This is a genomic window from Streptomyces sp. NPDC048751 (assembly GCF_043198595.1).
Lineage (GTDB): Bacteria > Actinomycetota > Actinomycetes > Streptomycetales > Streptomycetaceae > Streptomyces.
Genome location: NZ_JBICUX010000011.1, coordinates 163860 through 179652, shown reverse-complemented (window position 1 = coordinate 179652; position 15793 = coordinate 163860). Strand labels below are relative to the sequence as shown.

Annotated in this window: 13 protein-coding genes, 1 tRNA gene and 1 pseudogene; 6 read left to right on the top strand and 9 right to left on the bottom strand. The window is 68.3% G+C overall.

Annotated elements, in window-relative coordinates:
* Positions 1 to 11: 11 nt before the first annotated feature.
* Positions 12 to 428, bottom strand: a complete 417-nt coding sequence (locus ACGFNV_RS31765; protein WP_393627142.1) for a hypothetical protein — start codon at positions 426 to 428, stop codon at positions 12 to 14.
* Positions 429 to 849: 421 nt separating this feature from the next.
* Here ACGFNV_RS31765 and ACGFNV_RS31760 point away from each other — a divergent pair, with 421 nt between their 5' ends.
* Both ACGFNV_RS31760 and ACGFNV_RS31755 read left to right on the top strand, forming a co-directional pair.
* On the top strand, positions 850 to 1131 hold the full coding sequence (locus tag ACGFNV_RS31760) for a hypothetical protein (protein ID WP_360346029.1): 282 nt from the start codon (positions 850 to 852) through the stop codon (positions 1129 to 1131).
* Entirely contained in the window at positions 1128 to 1526 is a 399-nt protein-coding gene (locus ACGFNV_RS31755; protein ID WP_393627140.1) for a PIN domain-containing protein, read from the top strand. Before ACGFNV_RS31760 ends, ACGFNV_RS31755 begins: the two co-directional genes overlap by 4 nt.
* A gap of 87 nt (positions 1527 to 1613) precedes the next feature.
* On the opposite strand, the gene ACGFNV_RS31750 is transcribed toward ACGFNV_RS31755, so the two are convergent.
* Positions 1614 to 4220: a tetratricopeptide repeat protein gene (locus ACGFNV_RS31750; protein ID WP_393627139.1), complete on the bottom strand. Its 2607-nt coding sequence runs from the start codon at positions 4218 to 4220 to the stop codon at positions 1614 to 1616.
* Between the two features lie 563 nt (positions 4221 to 4783).
* On the opposite strand from ACGFNV_RS31750, the gene ACGFNV_RS31745 reads away from it, so the two are divergent.
* From ACGFNV_RS31745 to ACGFNV_RS31735, 3 genes are all read left to right on the top strand, one after another.
* Positions 4784 to 5461 (top strand): HNH endonuclease family protein, encoded by a 678-nt coding sequence (locus ACGFNV_RS31745; protein ID WP_393627137.1) that lies wholly within the window; start codon positions 4784 to 4786, stop codon positions 5459 to 5461.
* A 119-nt stretch (positions 5462 to 5580) separates the two neighbouring features.
* Positions 5581 to 6228 (top strand): class I SAM-dependent methyltransferase, encoded by a 648-nt coding sequence (locus ACGFNV_RS31740; protein WP_393627136.1) that lies wholly within the window; start codon positions 5581 to 5583, stop codon positions 6226 to 6228.
* Positions 6229 to 6255: 27 nt separating this feature from the next.
* Complete coding sequence (locus ACGFNV_RS31735) at positions 6256 to 6645, top strand: hypothetical protein (protein ID WP_393627135.1); 390 nt, start codon at positions 6256 to 6258, stop codon at positions 6643 to 6645.
* A 74-nt stretch (positions 6646 to 6719) separates the two neighbouring features.
* Here the strand turns inward: ACGFNV_RS31735 and ACGFNV_RS31730 are convergent, their stop codons facing one another.
* The 4 genes from ACGFNV_RS31730 to ACGFNV_RS31715 form a co-directional block, all read right to left on the bottom strand.
* Positions 6720 to 8141 carry a Cys-Gln thioester bond-forming surface protein gene (locus tag ACGFNV_RS31730; RefSeq protein ID WP_393627134.1) on the bottom strand — a complete coding sequence of 474 codons (1422 nt, stop codon included), beginning with the start codon at positions 8139 to 8141 and terminating at the stop codon, positions 6720 to 6722.
* 270 nt (positions 8142 to 8411) lie between these two features.
* A complete protein-coding gene (locus tag ACGFNV_RS31725; RefSeq protein WP_393627133.1) occupies positions 8412 to 8891 on the bottom strand; it encodes a single-stranded DNA-binding protein in 480 nt (159 codons plus the stop codon).
* A gap of 214 nt (positions 8892 to 9105) precedes the next feature.
* The gene (locus ACGFNV_RS31720) at positions 9106 to 10941 is read right to left on the bottom strand and encodes a YfjP family GTPase (protein WP_393627132.1); all 1836 of its coding nucleotides are present in this window, start codon (positions 10939 to 10941) and stop codon (positions 9106 to 9108) included.
* Between the two features lie 300 nt (positions 10942 to 11241).
* Positions 11242 to 12849, bottom strand: coding sequence for a dynamin family protein (locus ACGFNV_RS31715; RefSeq protein ID WP_393627131.1), 1608 nt, complete (start codon positions 12847 to 12849; stop codon positions 11242 to 11244).
* Between the two features lie 390 nt (positions 12850 to 13239).
* Here ACGFNV_RS31715 and ACGFNV_RS31710 point away from each other — a divergent pair.
* Positions 13240 to 13312: transfer RNA gene (locus ACGFNV_RS31710), tRNA-Arg, on the top strand.
* A 190-nt stretch (positions 13313 to 13502) separates the two neighbouring features.
* Here ACGFNV_RS31710 and ACGFNV_RS31705 read toward each other — a convergent pair.
* From ACGFNV_RS31705 to amaP, 3 genes and pseudogenes are all read right to left on the bottom strand, one after another.
* Complete coding sequence (locus ACGFNV_RS31705) at positions 13503 to 14387, bottom strand: tyrosine-type recombinase/integrase (RefSeq protein ID WP_393627130.1); 885 nt, start codon at positions 14385 to 14387, stop codon at positions 13503 to 13505.
* Positions 14388 to 14797: 410 nt separating this feature from the next.
* A pseudogene (locus tag ACGFNV_RS31700) lies at positions 14798 to 15001 on the bottom strand (site-specific integrase); the annotation flags it as partial.
* Between the two features lie 197 nt (positions 15002 to 15198).
* On the bottom strand, positions 15199 to 15792 hold the full coding sequence (gene amaP, locus ACGFNV_RS31695) for an alkaline shock response membrane anchor protein AmaP (RefSeq protein ID WP_393627129.1): 594 nt from the start codon (positions 15790 to 15792) through the stop codon (positions 15199 to 15201).
* Between the last annotated feature and the right edge of the window lies 1 nt (position 15793).

The window sequence follows — 15793 nt, the reverse complement described above, 5'->3', positions numbered from 1 at the left end:
GGGTCTGCAGTTCAGTCACCCGAGTGGCCCCAAAAGTGGATCTCTCGGGGGTTCCCCTCGTCGTCGTGCAGCACTGCACACCTTCCGATCCATCGCGACCGGGGGAAGACGTCGAAGTCCACGACATGCGCACGGGTCAGCTTGTCGGTACCCAGCAACTCGCGCGCTTCCTCAGCCGTCACGGGTTCCACTGTGTTGTAGTCCGGGGTGTCGTCAGGCCCCACGACGCTGAAGATGTCCAGGATCGAGTGTGTGCCGGCCTCCTGGACCAACTCGTCCTCCCACAGTTCCTCCAGCGACTGCGGCCGTGGCTCCCGGTCTTCCTCTGGTCGCCAGTCGCCGCCGTTGACCCAGTAGTAGTCCCCAGCCTCGAACACCTCGCGCCGCAACTGCTGAAGCGCAGCGTTCAGGTCCTCCTGGTACGGCACGTAGTAGTCCCACCCTGAAGCCCCCACCCGTCCTCATCCCCTTCCTGTTTCCGTGGACGGCGGAAGCTAGCACCTGGCTCTGACATTCAGGCCCTCAGCCCGGGAAGCGACGGCGCTTGGGCGGGCTCCATGGATTTGACCAGCACAGATGCCTGGACCTTGGGGTGGTCGTGTGGGCCGGAATGCACCGTTGTTGACCGTGCTTTTCCGTCCTTACGGGCACGCGGAGGGCACGGAAGGGGGAGGCTGGCGCTACCGGGGGACAACTCCGCGCGGGCTGTCCCGTGCGGAGATCAGCTGTTGAGACGGCGTTGCGGCTGCATACGCCCACCAGCCTCCGGCGCTGGATTCCTCCGTGACACCGGTCGGAATCCCGCGCACTTGCCACGCGCTATGCCATTTTTAATGGCATACTCGGGGTGTGACTGATGACGATGTGGACTTCCTGCCCGGCGACGGCCCCACCAGCGGTATCTCCGTCACCCTGACCGCCGGAACTCTGCAGGCGATCCGTGAGCGGGTCGGCAAGCGGGGCGTCTCGGCCTACCTGGAGAAGGCGGCCCAGCGGCAGATCGAGCGGGACAACCTGGACGAGCTGATCGCGGACTTCGACAAGGTGCACGGCCCGGCCGACCCCGAGGCCGTGGCGGCCAAGCGTGCCCGGCTGACCGGTGGTGCCTCACATGCTGGGGCGGCCGCGTGAGCGGTGCTGTGGTCCTGGACAGCGAGGGCCTTGCGAAGGCCGTACAGCGTGATCGGGAAATCCACGAGTGGCTGACGGCGGCTCGCGACGCGGACCTGCCCGTAGTCACCTCGGCGGCGGTGCTGGTCGAGGTGATCCACCCGAAGATCAACGAAGCCGCACTGAAGTGGACCCTGTCCCGCCTGACTGTCGAGCCGGCGACCCAGGCCGTCGCGCAATCCGCTGCCGCATTGCTGCGCGCAGCGGGGCTGCACGGCCACAAGTACGCCATCGACGCCATGCTGTGCGCGACCGCCCTGCAGCATCCCGGCCAGGTGACGATCCTGACTTCCGATGTGGAAGACATCGGGCTGCTCACCACCGAGCATCCACGCGTGAGTGCGGAGAAGGTCTGAGCCGAGGCGTCGTTGGGGCGCAGGGCCCTGATTCGTAGCTCTGGCCCTGGCGGGACCGTAGCGGACAGGGGCGGTTGCTGGGTTGAGCTAGATAAGGCGACCGCTCAGCATTTCGCGTAGTGCGCCCTCCATTTCTCGTGCGCTTTCTTGCAGTCCCAGACCGCGAAAGATGCGAAGAGCTTCCTCGTAGTAGATCTGAGCTTGGCTGATATCGCCTGACATCCACTCCGCGGCGCCTAGCAAGCCTAGTGAGTTTGCCTCGAAATGCTGGTTCGAGATACTTTTAAAATAGTGGTGGGCTCGATGTAAGGCGTGTCGGGCCTCTGTGATCTTGCCAGCTTGGAGCAGAGTATGCCCTAGGTTCATATAGTTGAGATGGATCCCGGCTTCGTCTTGTACCTCGCTGTACGCGATGAAGGCCTTCTGGAAGCATTCTTCGGATTTCTCGATCTGGCCCAGCTGGCTCAGGGCTACGCCAAGACCGGCGTGTGCAGACGCTTCTTGTCGCCGGTTTCCCGAGGCGCGGTGGTACGGAATGGAGGCGCTGAGGGCTGCTGCTGCTTGACGCAAACGTCCGGATTCCCGATATGCGGAGCCAAGATTGGTGAGCGATGCGCCGATGTCGTTAGGGTCTTGATTCTTTCGCGCGAGTTCAACTGCCTCGATCAGGATTGGAATGGCTGCGGCGGGGCTGATGTGCTGGCGAACAGCGGCGCCCAGGCTAATTGTTGCATCGCATTGGCCATCCAGAAAGCCGATCCGCTCCGCTATGGCGGCGGCCCTTTTGAGAGTTCGGATGGCGTCTGCCAACTTGCCTTGGCTGGTGAGTCCGATTCCAACGTTGTTGAGGGCCCTAACCTGTCGTTCGACGTCCCGCTCTCGGCGGGCTGCCTCGTAGGCTGTCTGTGCGGCTTGAAGAGCTTCAGTGAAGCGACCTCTCAGGTCGAGGTACACGACGAGGTGCATCGACAACGCATATGTCTGTTCGGTCATGCCGACGTCCCGAGCTTGCCGCGCCGTAGCCTGCAAGTTTGCGCACTCCACGTCAAACCAACTCAGTGCGTCAGCCGCTGAGTTGAACTGCGGTGGCTTCCCTTCAGGGGTTCCTCGCAGAGTGAGGTCGGCATTCAGTGAGAGCTGGTAGTACAGCTCAGTGAGACGACCGAAAGCCTTTTGGCACTCGCTTGCGGCGACGGTCGCTTCACATTGCTCGGCAGCGAACAGGTGGACGAGGTCGTGCATCCGCCACCGGGAGGTCTCAGAGCCGCGAGAAATGAGGCTGGCCTGGCTGAGCCTGCGCAAGAGTGAGCGTGCATGTGGTGTTGCCACCTCGAGAACTGCCGAGGCGGCCTGCTCGGACATCTCGCTGCCAGGGTGAATGGACAGTCGACAGAAGGGGTCCCTCAGGGTGTCGTCGAGGCGAGCGAGGGAGACCTGAAGTGCTGCCCTGACCGCCGTGTCCCCGAAGCGCAGGACATCGAGCCGGCTCTTTTCCTCGCTCAGCTCCTCCAGTAGGTCGCACGTCGTGAGCTCGGCGTCTTCTCTCAGGATCGCTGCCGAGATGTTGAGCGCTAGTGGCAGATGACCACACAGCTCGCAGAGGCCACGGATCGGGCCGGGAGCCCGCAAGCGCTGGTCCCTCGGGCCCAAGATCCGGGCGAACAGCGCTTCCGATTCCTGAGCGTCGAGGCAGTCCAGAGTGATCGTCTCGACTCCCTCCAGAAGTCCCAGCCTGCTGCGGGATGTGATCACCACGCCATGGGCGTCGGCTCCGGGAAGCAGCTCTGCGACTTGAGACAGTTCTGCCACGTTGTCGAACACCATTAGTATTGGGCTGCCAGCCGCGCTGAGGGCGTCGAGGGTTTTGTGGTAGAGCGCAGCCTGGCCTTCTGGGGTTCGTGGAATCTCGTTTACCGATACGCCGAGGGCAGAGAGAAGGGGCGCATACGCAGTGCCGGGGCGTGCGATGAGCGTGCGGTTGGCCGAGAAGCCGTACATATCGGTGACGATCACGCCACCGGAGAACACCGCGGACACATCGCGGTGCCTGACCACCTGGTCCACCAAGGACGTCTTGCCGACGCCAGCCATACCGGAGATGAGAACTCGTCGTCCTGTGGTCGCAGTCAGCTTGCCCCTGATCGTTTCTTGCTCCTGACGCCGGCCCACGAACCATGGAGAGACCTCGGAGGACCCCGACAGGCGGGTGACTTGGAGTGTCGCTTCCTCGATGCGTCGTTGTGCGCGGGTCTCTACGAAGGCATGGGCCTGTTCCAAGAACGACTGGATGGTGTCCTCGTGCAGTTCCTGCTCTTCCGGCACGGCGATCCAGGTGGGCGCATCCTCAGAAGACTCGAGAACCTCGGTGAGGTTCGTCCAGAACAACTGCTTTGTATCTACGTCGAACACGACGCCTAAGACGGGCAGTAGACCGTTCCTCCAGTCGCTCGCATGTCCGCCGACAGGAATCGCGTAACCGTGCGCTCGCTTGTACTTGTCACCGCTCTTCACTTGGATGGCGATCGCCACGCCGGTACGCTCGCCGTCCTTGGTGAGCATGACGAACAGATCTTCCCCGTAGTCGTTTCCCCCGTCGATCTCCTGAACTATCTGATCGTGGTCTTCCAGGAGTGCGCGCAGGGCGTTGACCCCCGCGCGCTCGATCCGTCTGCTCTGTGCGACCCTCGCCGGCACCGTCCCCCCAATCCCCGGGCCAGTCGACAGCTCGATCTTCGGGAGACTAGCGGCGATCTCAAGGTCGAGGGAAGGCAGCCGGCCGCACCAGACACGACGCGCGCCTTGGCGGCAGCGCCCGCACGGCGCCATTCGGCGCGAGCGTCGCGGAGAGCGCCGAGGGCGACAGTCGTACGCCGAGCCAGCCGAGCGGGCGAAGCACGACAAGGGCGTCCCCGCGCACCACAAGGACGAGCGGACAGCCCTTAGCTTGGTCCTCATGGTGCGGATATGGTGCGCGCCACGCCCACTGGTCCAGACAACAATCAACCCCCGGGTCCATGACCTGGGGGTTCATATTGGAGCGGGTGACGAGAATCGAACTCGCGCTCTCAACTTGGGAAGCTGCGGGCATACCGGTGGGTTGGGCGCTGACCTGCTCTGGTGGCTGAGCAGCGAAGCACGGACGTCTCCTCACGCAGGTCTCTCATGGCACATCTGCCCGGTGAACCCAGACGTCCACATGGCCCATTCGTTCGAGTTGAACCGGTCATATTAGATACACGCAGTCGAGTCTGCGATGTGTGATCAAAAACCTCAGACGTGCCGCAATTGCGGCCGCACTCCTTGTCGTGCCCCTCGCGGCACCCACGTCGGCGCACGCGCAGAATCGTTCGGCCGAGTCGAACACACTCCCGATGGCGGCTGCGGTCGACGCCCTCCCGCTCGCGGCGGAGGTGCGGGCCGGCTACCAGCGCACGAGCTTCAAGCACTGGAACGCGGGCCAGAACCCCACCGACGGCTGCAACACCCGAGCGGAGGTGCTCATCTCCGAGGCGATCGTCCCGCCCGAGATCCTCCCTGGCTGCAAGCTGTCGGGAGGGCTCTGGTGGTCCTACTACGACGCCAAATGGCTGACCGCGGCGTCCGCCCTGGACATCGACCACATGGTGCCACTCGCCGAAGCCTGGGACTCCGGGGCCTCGCAGTGGACCGCGAAGCGCCGTGAGGCGTACGCCAACGACCTCGGCGCTCAGGCCTCCCTCGTCGCCGTCTCCGCTGCCTCCAACCGCAGCAAGGCCGACCAGGACCCGGCCCAGTGGCTGCCGCCGGCCGTCGACGTCACCTGCCGGTACGCCTCGGAGTGGATCGCCACCAAGCTCCGCTGGGGCCTCACCGTCGACGCTGTCGAACTCGAAGCGCTCACCCAGCTCTCGGACGGGTGCTCCGGCACCACCGTGACCTACGAACCCGCCCCATAGAACTGGAACCCCCCGCCCCCATCAGCGAGGCGGGGGGCCTCAACTGGCTCTTCAAGCCGGCTCCTCGCCCCCACGAATATCGGCTGGAGGGGCAACCTGGGTTCTCGTAAGGTCCCCGCATGGACTGGCACAAATGGCACGACCGGTATGACAGTCCCGAATCGCCGCTTGCCCGTCGGTTGTTGATGGTGCAGGAGCGGGTTCGGTTGGCGTTGGACGACTGTTCGGCTGGGCCTGTGCGGGTGGTGAGTGTGTGTGCCGGGCAGGGGCGCGATCTGTTGGGTGTGCTGCCTGGGCATCCGCGTCGGCGGGACGTTCGGGCGCGGCTTGTGGAACTGGATCCGGAGAATGTTGCTCTTGCGGCTGAGGCCGCCAGGGCGGCCGGGCTGGACGAGGTCGACGTCGTTGCGGGCGACGCCGCTCTGCTCGACCACTACGAGGGGATGACGCCGGCCGACATCGTCCTGGTCTGCGGGGTGTTCGGCAATATCGCGGACCCGGACATCGAGCGCACGATCGACGCGTGCACGCAGTTGTGCAGGAGTGGCGGGCGGGTGATCTGGACCAGGAATCGCAAGGATCCTGACCGTGTGCCGTTGATCTGTGAGTGGTTCGAAGGGCGGGGCTTCGAGCGCGAGTGGGTCAGTGGTCAGGAGCAGCTCCAGGCGGTGGGAGTGCACCGCTTCGGCGGTCGGCCCGTGCCGCTGCAGCCGGGTGTCCGCATCTTCGACTTCGTGGGGTACGACAAACTTCGCTCAGCAGGGTGAGGTCAGGAGCAGCGTTACAGGGGGCACGTGAAGAACGATCGGCGCGTCCGCCGTCTCGTCGTGGAGCAGGACGTCTGGTACTGGACCGTCCGGCAGCGGGTGCGGCCCTCGTACGCCGACTGCCGTGTGACGCTCTCCTTCTTCACGGACGGAGCCGGGAGGAGCACTGGACGGCGGCGGCTGTCCTTGGTCTTCGCCCCGAACCCGACCGGCGTCGTTTCGAACTGCCACTTCGAGTCGGGCACCGTCGTACGTCTTCCGGACCGCAGCCATCTCAACCTGTACGAGCCGGGAACGGCCCGCCGCCTACTGGACGCCGCGGCGCCTGCCTTGGCGCTCCGGCCGTCGGCGCAGGACGTCGTACTGGACGGCTGGCTCTATTTCGCTGAGGGCCGCCCGTACACCCCAGAGATGTGAAGCCCCGCCCGGCCCTCGGGTCCGTCCACCGGAGACCGAAGACCGGAGGCCGGAGGCCGGGCCTCGTCGTGGCGTCAGCTCTGCGGCGGTTCCTGCCTGCCGCGGAGCAGTACCAGCGCCGCGCCGCCGATCACGACCAGGGCGATGGCCGTGCCCGCGATCAGCGGGGTCGCGGTGGAGCCGCCCGTCGCGGCGAGGTTGGTGTCGGGGGCCGTGCCGCCCACGGTTGCGGGGCTGGGCTCGCTGAGGGTCTGGACGGTGGTGCCTGTCGTGGCGGTCTGGGTCCTGCAGTCGAGGACGCCGGTGAAGCGTTGGGCGAAGCCGCCGGGGCCGTTGATGGTGAAGTCGTAGGCCTGGTCTTCCTGGAGGGGGATCGTCACCGTCTTGGACTCGCCTGCGGGGATGGTGTGTTCGAGGCCCATCAGGTCGAAGGTGAACGGCTCGTCGCCCCGGTTGGTCGCGGTGATGTCGAGGGCGCCCTCGGCACAGTTCTTCGTCGCGGAGAGGGCCGGGACGGCGCCCTGAGTCGCCCAGGTGGCGTTGGCCGTGGCCGAGACCGTGGACTCGCTGGAGCCGGCCAGGATCTGGGTCTGGCTGCGGCTGTCGGAGGTGAGGGCACGACCGACCGGGACGGTGGTCGAGGCCTGGACGGTCAGGGCGGACGAGCCGGTGGCCGCCGCTTCTGCGGGTACGTCGAAGAAGAGCTGGCTGCCGTTGGTCGCGGAGGTGACGGTCTTGCCGTCCTTGCCGACGATCCGTACACCGCTGAGGGCCGCGTCCGCCTGGGGTGTGACGGTGACGCCCTCGGCGCTGGTGTGCACCGTCACCGGGCCCAGCAGTTCGCCGGGGCGGCCGGAGACGGCGGGTGGGTCGAGGGTCAGTGACGCCTTGGGCTCCGGCACGGCGCGAGCGCTCTTGAAGAGGTGGTCGGCGAGCTTCTCCGCCTCCGGGTCGAGGGCGTCCACGTCCGCGCCGTCGGAGTAGCGCCAGATGGCCACCTGGGTGCCGGCCGCCGCGTCCTGTTCGCTGAGGCCGCCGCCGATGCCCGCCTTCCCGGCGAGTGAGGCGAGGTCGTTCACCTGGGGGTAGGAGTGCTGGAGGATCCAACTGATCTTGCCGGCGTCCTTGTTGGTACCGAGCGAGGTGCCACTCCATGGCGTCTCGTGGTACTTGGCGTCCCGCTGCGTGGGCGTGTGGAGGTCGACGCAGTACGTCTGGAGGGTGCCGCCGCCCTCGACGGACATCTCGAACAGGCCCGCCGAGACCTCCTGGTCCCCGCCGGCGTCATGGATCACTGCGGTGCCGTAGGTCTTCAGGCCGCCTATGGTGGCGGTCGCCCCGCCCTGGGTCTGCGTCGTCTCGTCGGCGGCGGCCGAGCCCGCGCCGGCCAGCACGCCGACGGCGAGGAGTCCGGACACGAGCGTCGCGGCGGCGAGTCGAGCCGCCCCTCGCCCGTGCGCGGACGGCGCGGACAGCGCGGAGACCGAAGCAAACAACAGAATTCCCTTTCGCGCAGGACGCGTTGGCGTGGGTGTGGGGCCCCACCAGCAGGATCACGAGCCTCAAGAGCCTCATGTGCTCTGTCGGGCATCCTAGGGACGCGGTGAACCGCGGCCTCCCGATGATCTCGTCCGATAACCGATCCGACTCGGAATCGTTATCCCCAAGTCCGCCCGCGAGCAGGGCTTATCGACAAATCAACCGCCTTGTGACGTGCGCGTTCATCGATAAGCCGCAGTTCGGTCAGCTCCGGGCGGTTTCTGACATCACGTCACTGCGGCAGGTTCCGCGACGGGTTCCGTGGCGGGCTGGGCGGGCGTCGTAGAACCACCGGGCGCCGTCTCCCAGTTGGGCTCGGGCTGTGACGGGGTGTTCGTCTGCGCCTCCGGCCTGTTCGCTCGACGGAAGGCCGCTGTACCCCGGGTGAGGTCGTGGCCGATGGCCACCGCCTCGATGTCGGCCGAGGTCCGGTTCTGCCCCTCCCGTGTGTCCGTGCGCACCTTCAACCTGCCCTGCACGATGACGGGTTGACCGACGTCCACCGACGCCATCAGATGCGTGGCGAGCTGGCGGTTCGCCCACACCGTGAAGAAGTTGGTGTGGCCGTCGGTCCACAGGTTCTTCTCCCGGTCCCAGTACCGCGAGGTCACCGCCAGCCGGAACCTCGCCGACGGGCCCGCCGCCAGCTCCCGGTACACCGGCCGCGTCGCCACGTTGCCCACCGCGCAGACCATCGTCTCGTTCATCGCGAACCCCTCCCCTGCCCGGACGTTCGGACCGGGCGGAAACGCGTACGGGCCCGTCCCGTACGGCTGCAGTCAGACTGCCTCCGCCGGGCCGAGCCCGCTGAGCCCTGTGGACCGCCGCCCACCTGTGGACAAGTCCGCCACCTGAACGAGTGAAGCTCCGCCGCCCCCGCCGGGGATCACCCCAGCCGATCCTGAGCCGCGAAGCCCCGACTCACCTCGTCGCGGTCGCCGCCTCCACCCCCGTGACCTTCGCGTACTGCTCCCGTACCTCCCGGTACCGCAACAGCTCCGCGGCCACCGGATCCAGTACCCGGGCCCGGCCGCACCCCGCCGCCGCCTCTCTCAGGCGCCGCTCCGCGTCCTGGCCGTACCGCCGAGCCGGGCCGCGCGCCGCCATCCGGCAGCTCCACTCGACGAGCGGCCCGCCGACGATGCCGCAGATCATCAGCAGCACCGGAACGCCCAGGTTCGGCGACATGACCCCCACGATCTGCCCGACGAGCCACAGCCCGCCGACCACTTGGAGCAGCGTCATCGACGCCTGGGCCAGGACGGCCACCGGCCACCAGCCGGGCCGCGGCGGACGCCCCGGCGGCAGACCGGCCCGCGCCGCCAGCTCATCCAGCGCCTCCGGCAGCCCCTGGGAGCCGCGTACGGCCGCCTCACGCACCGCCTGGGCCCACGGCACCGGCAGCCCCGCCGAGGCCCGGTCGGCCACCGTACGTACCGCCTGCTCGACGCGCTGACGCGCCGTGGCCTCCTCGTCGGCCTGGCCACGCGACAGCACCCGGCCCGTGGCGGGCTCGCGCAGGTCGTTGTACCAGCGCCACAGCCGCAGCCACGGCGTCCCACACGCGCGGTTGGCGTTGCGCAGCCACGCCCGCTCGGCCGCCTCGCCCGCCGCGGTGGCACCCACCGCGTCCGCGAGCCGCGCGGCGAACTCGTCCCGCGCCTCCTCGCTGAGCCCCGTACGCCGCCCGGTGACGTAGACGGGCCGCAGCCGCCACGCGGCGGCGTCCACGTCGGCCGAGAGCCGGCGCACCGGGGCACCCCGCTCCGCCACGAACTGTCCCAGTGCCTCCCGGAGCTCCCCGATGCCGTCCCCGGTGAGCGCGGACAGCGCGAGCACGGTCGCGCCGGGTTCGCCGTACTCCCCCAGAGGGATCCCGTCCTCGTCGAGGAGCCGCCGCAGATCGTCGAGGACCAGTTCCGTGGCCTCCCCGGGCAGCCGGTCGGTCTGGTTGAGGACGATGAACATGACCTCGGCATGCCCGGCCATGGGCCGCAGGTAGCGCTCGTGGAGGATCGCGTCGGCGTACTTCTCCGGGTCGACCACCCAGATGACCGCGTCCACCAGCGCCAGGATGCGGTCCACGTGCTCGCGGTGCTGCACGGCCGCCGAGTCGTGGTCGGGCAGGTCGATCAGGACGAGCCCGCGCAGCTGGGCCTCCGCCTCCGGGCTCTGCACCGGGCGGCGGCGCAGCCGGCCCGGGACGCCGAGCCGGTCGATGAGGCTCGCAGCGCCGTCGCTCCAACTGCACACGATGGGCGCCGCGGTCGTCGGCCGCCGTACGCCCGTCTCCGAGATCGTCACCCCGGCGAGCGCGTTGAAGAGCTGCGACTTGCCGCTTCCGGTCGCTCCCGCGATGGCGACGACGGTGTGCTGCCCGGAGAGCCTGCGCCGCGCGGTCGCCTCGTCCAGGACGCGGCCCGCCTCCGCGAGCGTCCTGCTGTCCAGCCGGGTCCGCGACAGCCCCACCAGCTCGCGCAACGCGTCCAGCCGGGTCCGCAGGTATCCGTCGTACGCGAGCGCCGCCGTCTCCTGCCGCTCGTTCACCCGCGGCTCCGCGGCAGCCGCTACGGCCTGCTGCGCCCCGGCGCTCTCGCTGACCCTCCGCGCGATCAGCCCGTCGTCCCAGGCGCCGGTGGAGTCCGTACGGCCGACGGCGCCCTCGGGACCGTCGGAGCCGCCGGCGTCCGTACGCCTCGCGGAGCCGGTACGGCCCCAGAGCCGCCTACGACGGGCAGGGTCACCGTCGCCCTTCACGCGCGCGTGCGGAGGCTTCTCCTCGTCACTGGAGGACGCTCCGTCAGTGGAGGACGCTCCCCCGGGTGCGGGGCGCTCTGCGGTGTGGCTGCTGTGGTCTACGGGGTCAGGAGAGTCGGGTGCGCCGGCGGGGACAGTGGTGTCAGCGGGGGTGGGGGCGCCGGCGGGGACAGTGGTGTCAGCAGTGTCACCGGTGTCAGCGGGGGCGGTGTGCTCACTGTGCTCACTGTCCCCTTCGTAATCGCTGTGGCCCCTGTGGTCGTGGTCGGCCTGGTCCTGATCGGCGACGGCGGTCACCGCTCACCTCTCCTTCTGCAGTACGGACAGCGCGGCGATGAGTTCGGCCTGGGGTTCGGCGTGGACGTCGAGGCCGTCGAGCGGGGCGAGGCGGCGTTCACGTTCGACGTGGATCACCCGGTCCAGGTGCTCGGCGAGCAGCCGCCCACCCAGGTCCCGCAAGCGCAGCGCGCCGTGCGGGCCGATCCGCTGGGCGAGCTGCTCGCCGGTGGAACGCGCCCGGCGCCCACCCAGCAGCGCGGTGGCGACGAGCGCGGCGATCACCTCGGGGTCGGGCACGACGCTGCGGTCGAGGTGGCGCACCTCGTCCTCGGCGTACTCCTCGAGCTCGCGCCGCCACCGTCGTACGGCCATCCCGATGCGGTGCTCGGCGCTCTCCTGCGACGGCGCGCGGTCCACCAGCCCCGGGGCGGCGGCCGCCGGTTCGCGGCGCCAGGCGTCGTCGACGCGCTCGTCGGCGGCGGTGACGGCGCACAGCAGGAGGGTGGCCAGGCTCTCCACGAGCGCGTCGAGGAGTTCGCCTGCGGTGCAGTCGAGGGGAAAGGCGCGCCAGCGCTTGAGGGCGTCACCGGCGAGCACGGCGCCGTTCTGCAACCGGGCCCGCAGGCGCGCGTACTCGCTGTCGTACGCCGCGTCGACGGCGGCGGTGAGGCGTAGGGCGGCCGCGTACTGGGCGGCGGCGGCGCTGGCCAGCTCGGGCATGCGGGACTTGAGGGAATTGAGGACGCCGTGGGCCGTACGGGCCATGACCTGGTGGCGGGCCGTGGGGTCCTGGGCGTGGTGGATGAGCCAGGTGCGCAGGGACGCCACGGCGGTGGCCGGAAGCAGCCCCGCGCCCCAGGCCGACTCGGGCAGTTCGGGCACGGTGAAGCGTGGTACGTCGCCCAGTCCGGCCTTGGTGAGCAGGGCGCCGTACTGCCGGGAGACCTCGGAGATGACCTGGTGGGGCACGCGGTCGAGGACGGTCACGAGGGTGACGTCGTACTCCTTGGCGGTGCGCAGGAGGTGCCAGGGAACGGCGTCGGCGTAGCGGGCGGCCGTGGTGACCATGATCCAGATGTCGGCCGCGCAGAGCAGTTCGGCGGCGAGGACGCGGTTGTCGGCGACGAGGGAGTCGATGTCGGGGGCGTCGAGGACGGCCAGGCCGGGCGGGAGGGTGTCGACCGTCTGGATCCGCAGCACGCGTGAGGGGTCCTCGCCCGGGAGCAGCAGATCCTCGCCGGCGTCCTGGTGGGGCACCCACACGCGCGTGAGGTCGGGCAGGACACGCATGCCGCTGAACCAGTGCTGGTCCTCCGGATGGCAGACCAGTACCGGCGTCCGTGTCGTGGGCCGCAACACGCCCGCCTCGCTGACGCGGCGGCCGACGAGGGAGTTGACCAGCGTCGACTTGCCGGCACCGGTGGATCCGCCCACGACAGCCAGCAATGGCGCTTCGGGTTCCTTCAACCGGGGCACCAGGTAGTCGTCGAGCTGGGCGAGGAGTTCGTCGCGGTTGGCACGCGCGCGTGGAGCCCCCGCCAGCGGCAGCGGGAAGCGTGCGGCGGCGACACGCTCGCGCAGGGCGGAGAGAGCGTCGAGCAGCTGGGGCCGTACGTTCAAGGTCACCACATGCGAAGAATGCCCAATTTTAGGGGAATTCTGAAGCGTATAGGCATGTCAGCGCGCCGACGGGAACCGGTAGGCGGAACAGGAAGTGGACCAGGGGTGCACGAGGTGCCGGAAGAGGGGGCGAATCGGCGGCCGGATCAGCGGACAGAAGGGACGACTGGGGCAAGGCTGCAGCGCAGGCATAACGAGTGGACAACACCCGAGGCGCCAGACGCCAAAAGCGGTGCACGATTCGTACCTGCCTGCGATTATCAGGACCGCTTCACCGAACCTCCACATTGAGCCACGGAGGGGAAGCAACAGGGACAAGGATCCGGGAGCCCTATCCTTGTCCCCGGCAACGTCACGGATCAGCCCACACCGGGCACCATGCACGAGGCCACCACACCGGCCCCCGTAGCTCAGTGGATAGAGCAGGCGCCTTCTAAGCGCTTGGCCGCAGGTTCGAGTCCTGCCGGGGGCGCAAGTCTCCGCCCTCCCCTTGGGGAGGGCTTTTTGCTGGTCAGGGCGGGTGACACTGGACACAGCGAAGCCCCGGACGCCCTCTCGATGATCAAGGGCAGACTCCGGGGCTGTCCGGCTGTCACCGGGTTTTCGCGGGTGGCTGTGTCGAATACGTGTCGACGTTCTGGGCCGACGGATCAGCCGAGAGATCAGCTGGCGGACGGCTGCTCGGGGAGATCTCCCGCAGCTTCAAGCCGCCTCTTAAGGTCAGGCAGCTGGCCCTCGATGCATCGGGCGTAGGTCGCCAGGAGCACGGCAACGCTGTTCCCGGCCCACTCGGCCACCTGGGCGGGCGGGATGCCGTCGTTGAGCCACTTCGTCAGGCGCGTGTTCCGGGTGTCGTACACGCGCCGCCCGGTGGGCGACTCGAAGACGTGCGGGGGCAGCACGGCCTTACGGGCGTTGCGCCACGCCCGGCGGATGACGGAACCGGCGAGGATGCCGCCCGACTCGCCCTGAAACAGCAGATCACCCGGCTGAAGCTGTTCGTCCGCGATGTGCTGCCGCAGGATGCGCGTCAGGGCAGGGTGCCCCGGCACAGTGCGCGTCTCACCCTCCGCACGGCCTTTCAGGTCGCGTTGTTCGTGGATCTCCCCCGTGTCGGTCCACTGCTTCCCGACCTCCGGAGTCGCCGTGTGGATCAGCAACTCGCACCACTGGTCGCCAGCACCGGGCTCGGGCAGTGTCACATCCTCGACGCGCATGGCTACGGCTTCCTCGGGTCGCAGGCCGCAGTAGTACAGCGTGGCGAAGAAGGCATGGAGCCGCTCACCACCGCGCGGCCGGCGCCGTATCCAGTCGAGGATCGCCGCCGCCTGCTCGGGATTCGGCAAGGACCGCTTGTCCACGGCGTTCGTGGTCTTCGTGGCGCCCGTCGACTCCTTGCCCTTGGGGAGGGGGTTGGCCCGCAGGATGCGCCGCCGGATGGCGTACTTCATGGCGACGTTGAGGATTCGGCGGTTGCGCTTCCGGGACCAGGCCGCCGCCGGCTTGCCGTCGAGGCGGGTGTCGATGACGCGCAGGACCTGGTCCACCTTCTCCGGATCCTCCCAGGCCGAGTCAGGAAGGGAGTTCCGCTCAACCCACCTGAGAATGGCCGCGACGTCTCGGGGCGCGGCGGGGTGGCGGTTCGTGTTGAACGCCCACTCACGAAGAGCGGAGCGCAACGGCGGCAGGGGCGAACCAGGTCTTGGCCGTGGAATTGGCGCTGGACTTCGTGGAGCTTCCGGCATCCTTGACACGATTCCTGGCGTCGACACCAACGACGAATGGCAGTCGGACCCAACCGACAAGACTCACTCTCTGACGTAAGAAGTTTTCACGGATTTGAGTGAGAACCTTGCTAAAATTGCCATTTCTCCGGATGTCAACTCGTTACGTTCCTCACGCCGAGCAAAAGCGATTTCATACCTCTCCCGCACGAACACGCCGTCACCCGCGGCTGTCAGGCGGCCGGTCGGCGGCGCCTGAAAAGGCGGTCCATGTGGCTGATGACCTCCCGCTGGGTGTCATGCACGACGTGCGTGCACACGTCCATCGTGAAACTGATCTGGCTGTGCCCGAGGATCTCCATGATGACTAGCGGCGCGACTCCGGCCGCCGTGAGAAGCGTGGCCGTACCATGTCGGGCTTCGAGCCGCCGGACCACTGCTTAGTCGATCGGGCATAGCCGGCCACGGCACTAAGGGCTGTCCCGTAATCCCTGGCGGGCGCGCGACGACAGCTACGGCACCTCGCCGCGTTGTCGGAACGTCCGCATACATCCAGTATGCGGACGTCCCTCCGCCTTGCGATGCACCGCATCTGACGCCGCACGCTGATCCACCAGGGATTACGGGACAGCCCTTAGGTGGCGCGTTCGGCGCGGTGGCGGGCTTCCCGGAGTCGGACCTTCGAGGGGAGGCGGTCCAGGCCGGCCGAGTCTCGTGCGTGTGCGAGTGTTTCGCGGCTCAGTTGCCCCAGAGTCCGCGCCGGGTCCGCGTGAGGCTCCAGCAGCAGCCGTACGCGTGCGGTCGGAGCGGTACGTCGGCCCGTCAGCCTGACATGAGCCCGCGAGACCCCGTCCAAGGCTTGTGCCTCTTCCTCAATGACCCTCTCCAGCGTGCGGCCGTCGAGTCGGGCCGCGGCGCCGTCTTCGCTGTCGACGAGGACACGGTCCAGGCGGTGTCTGCGTTGCGCAATGAGCCACCACAGCAGTAGGGCCAGCAGCACGGCGAGCACCGCGATCACGGTCGGCCACCACCAGCCCTCGTCCCGCCACCGGGTGCGTCCCCAGGCGCCCAGCACCACATCGTCCGGCCCACGGAAGGGCCACCAGCCCGGCACGTCGAAATCCCAGTGGCGCTGCAGGTCCAGTGCGCCCAGCAGCACGCCACCGCCCAGGGCGAACAGTCCGAGGCCGAGAAGCGCGAGCAGCACCCGGTTCACCGTCTTGAGCATA

What these genes read in the sequence shown, in the direction of transcription:
- ACGFNV_RS31740 (WP_393627136.1), top strand. Translation starts at nt 5,581, where the DNA reads ATGGACTGGCACAAATGGCACGACCGGTATGACAGTCCCGAATCGCCG.
- ACGFNV_RS31725 (WP_393627133.1), bottom strand. Translation starts at nt 8,891, where the DNA reads ATGAACGAGACGATGGTCTGCGCGGTGGGCAACGTGGCGACGCGGCCG.
- amaP (WP_393627129.1), bottom strand. Translation starts at nt 15,792, where the DNA reads ATGCTCAAGACGGTGAACCGGGTGCTGCTCGCGCTTCTCGGCCTCGGA.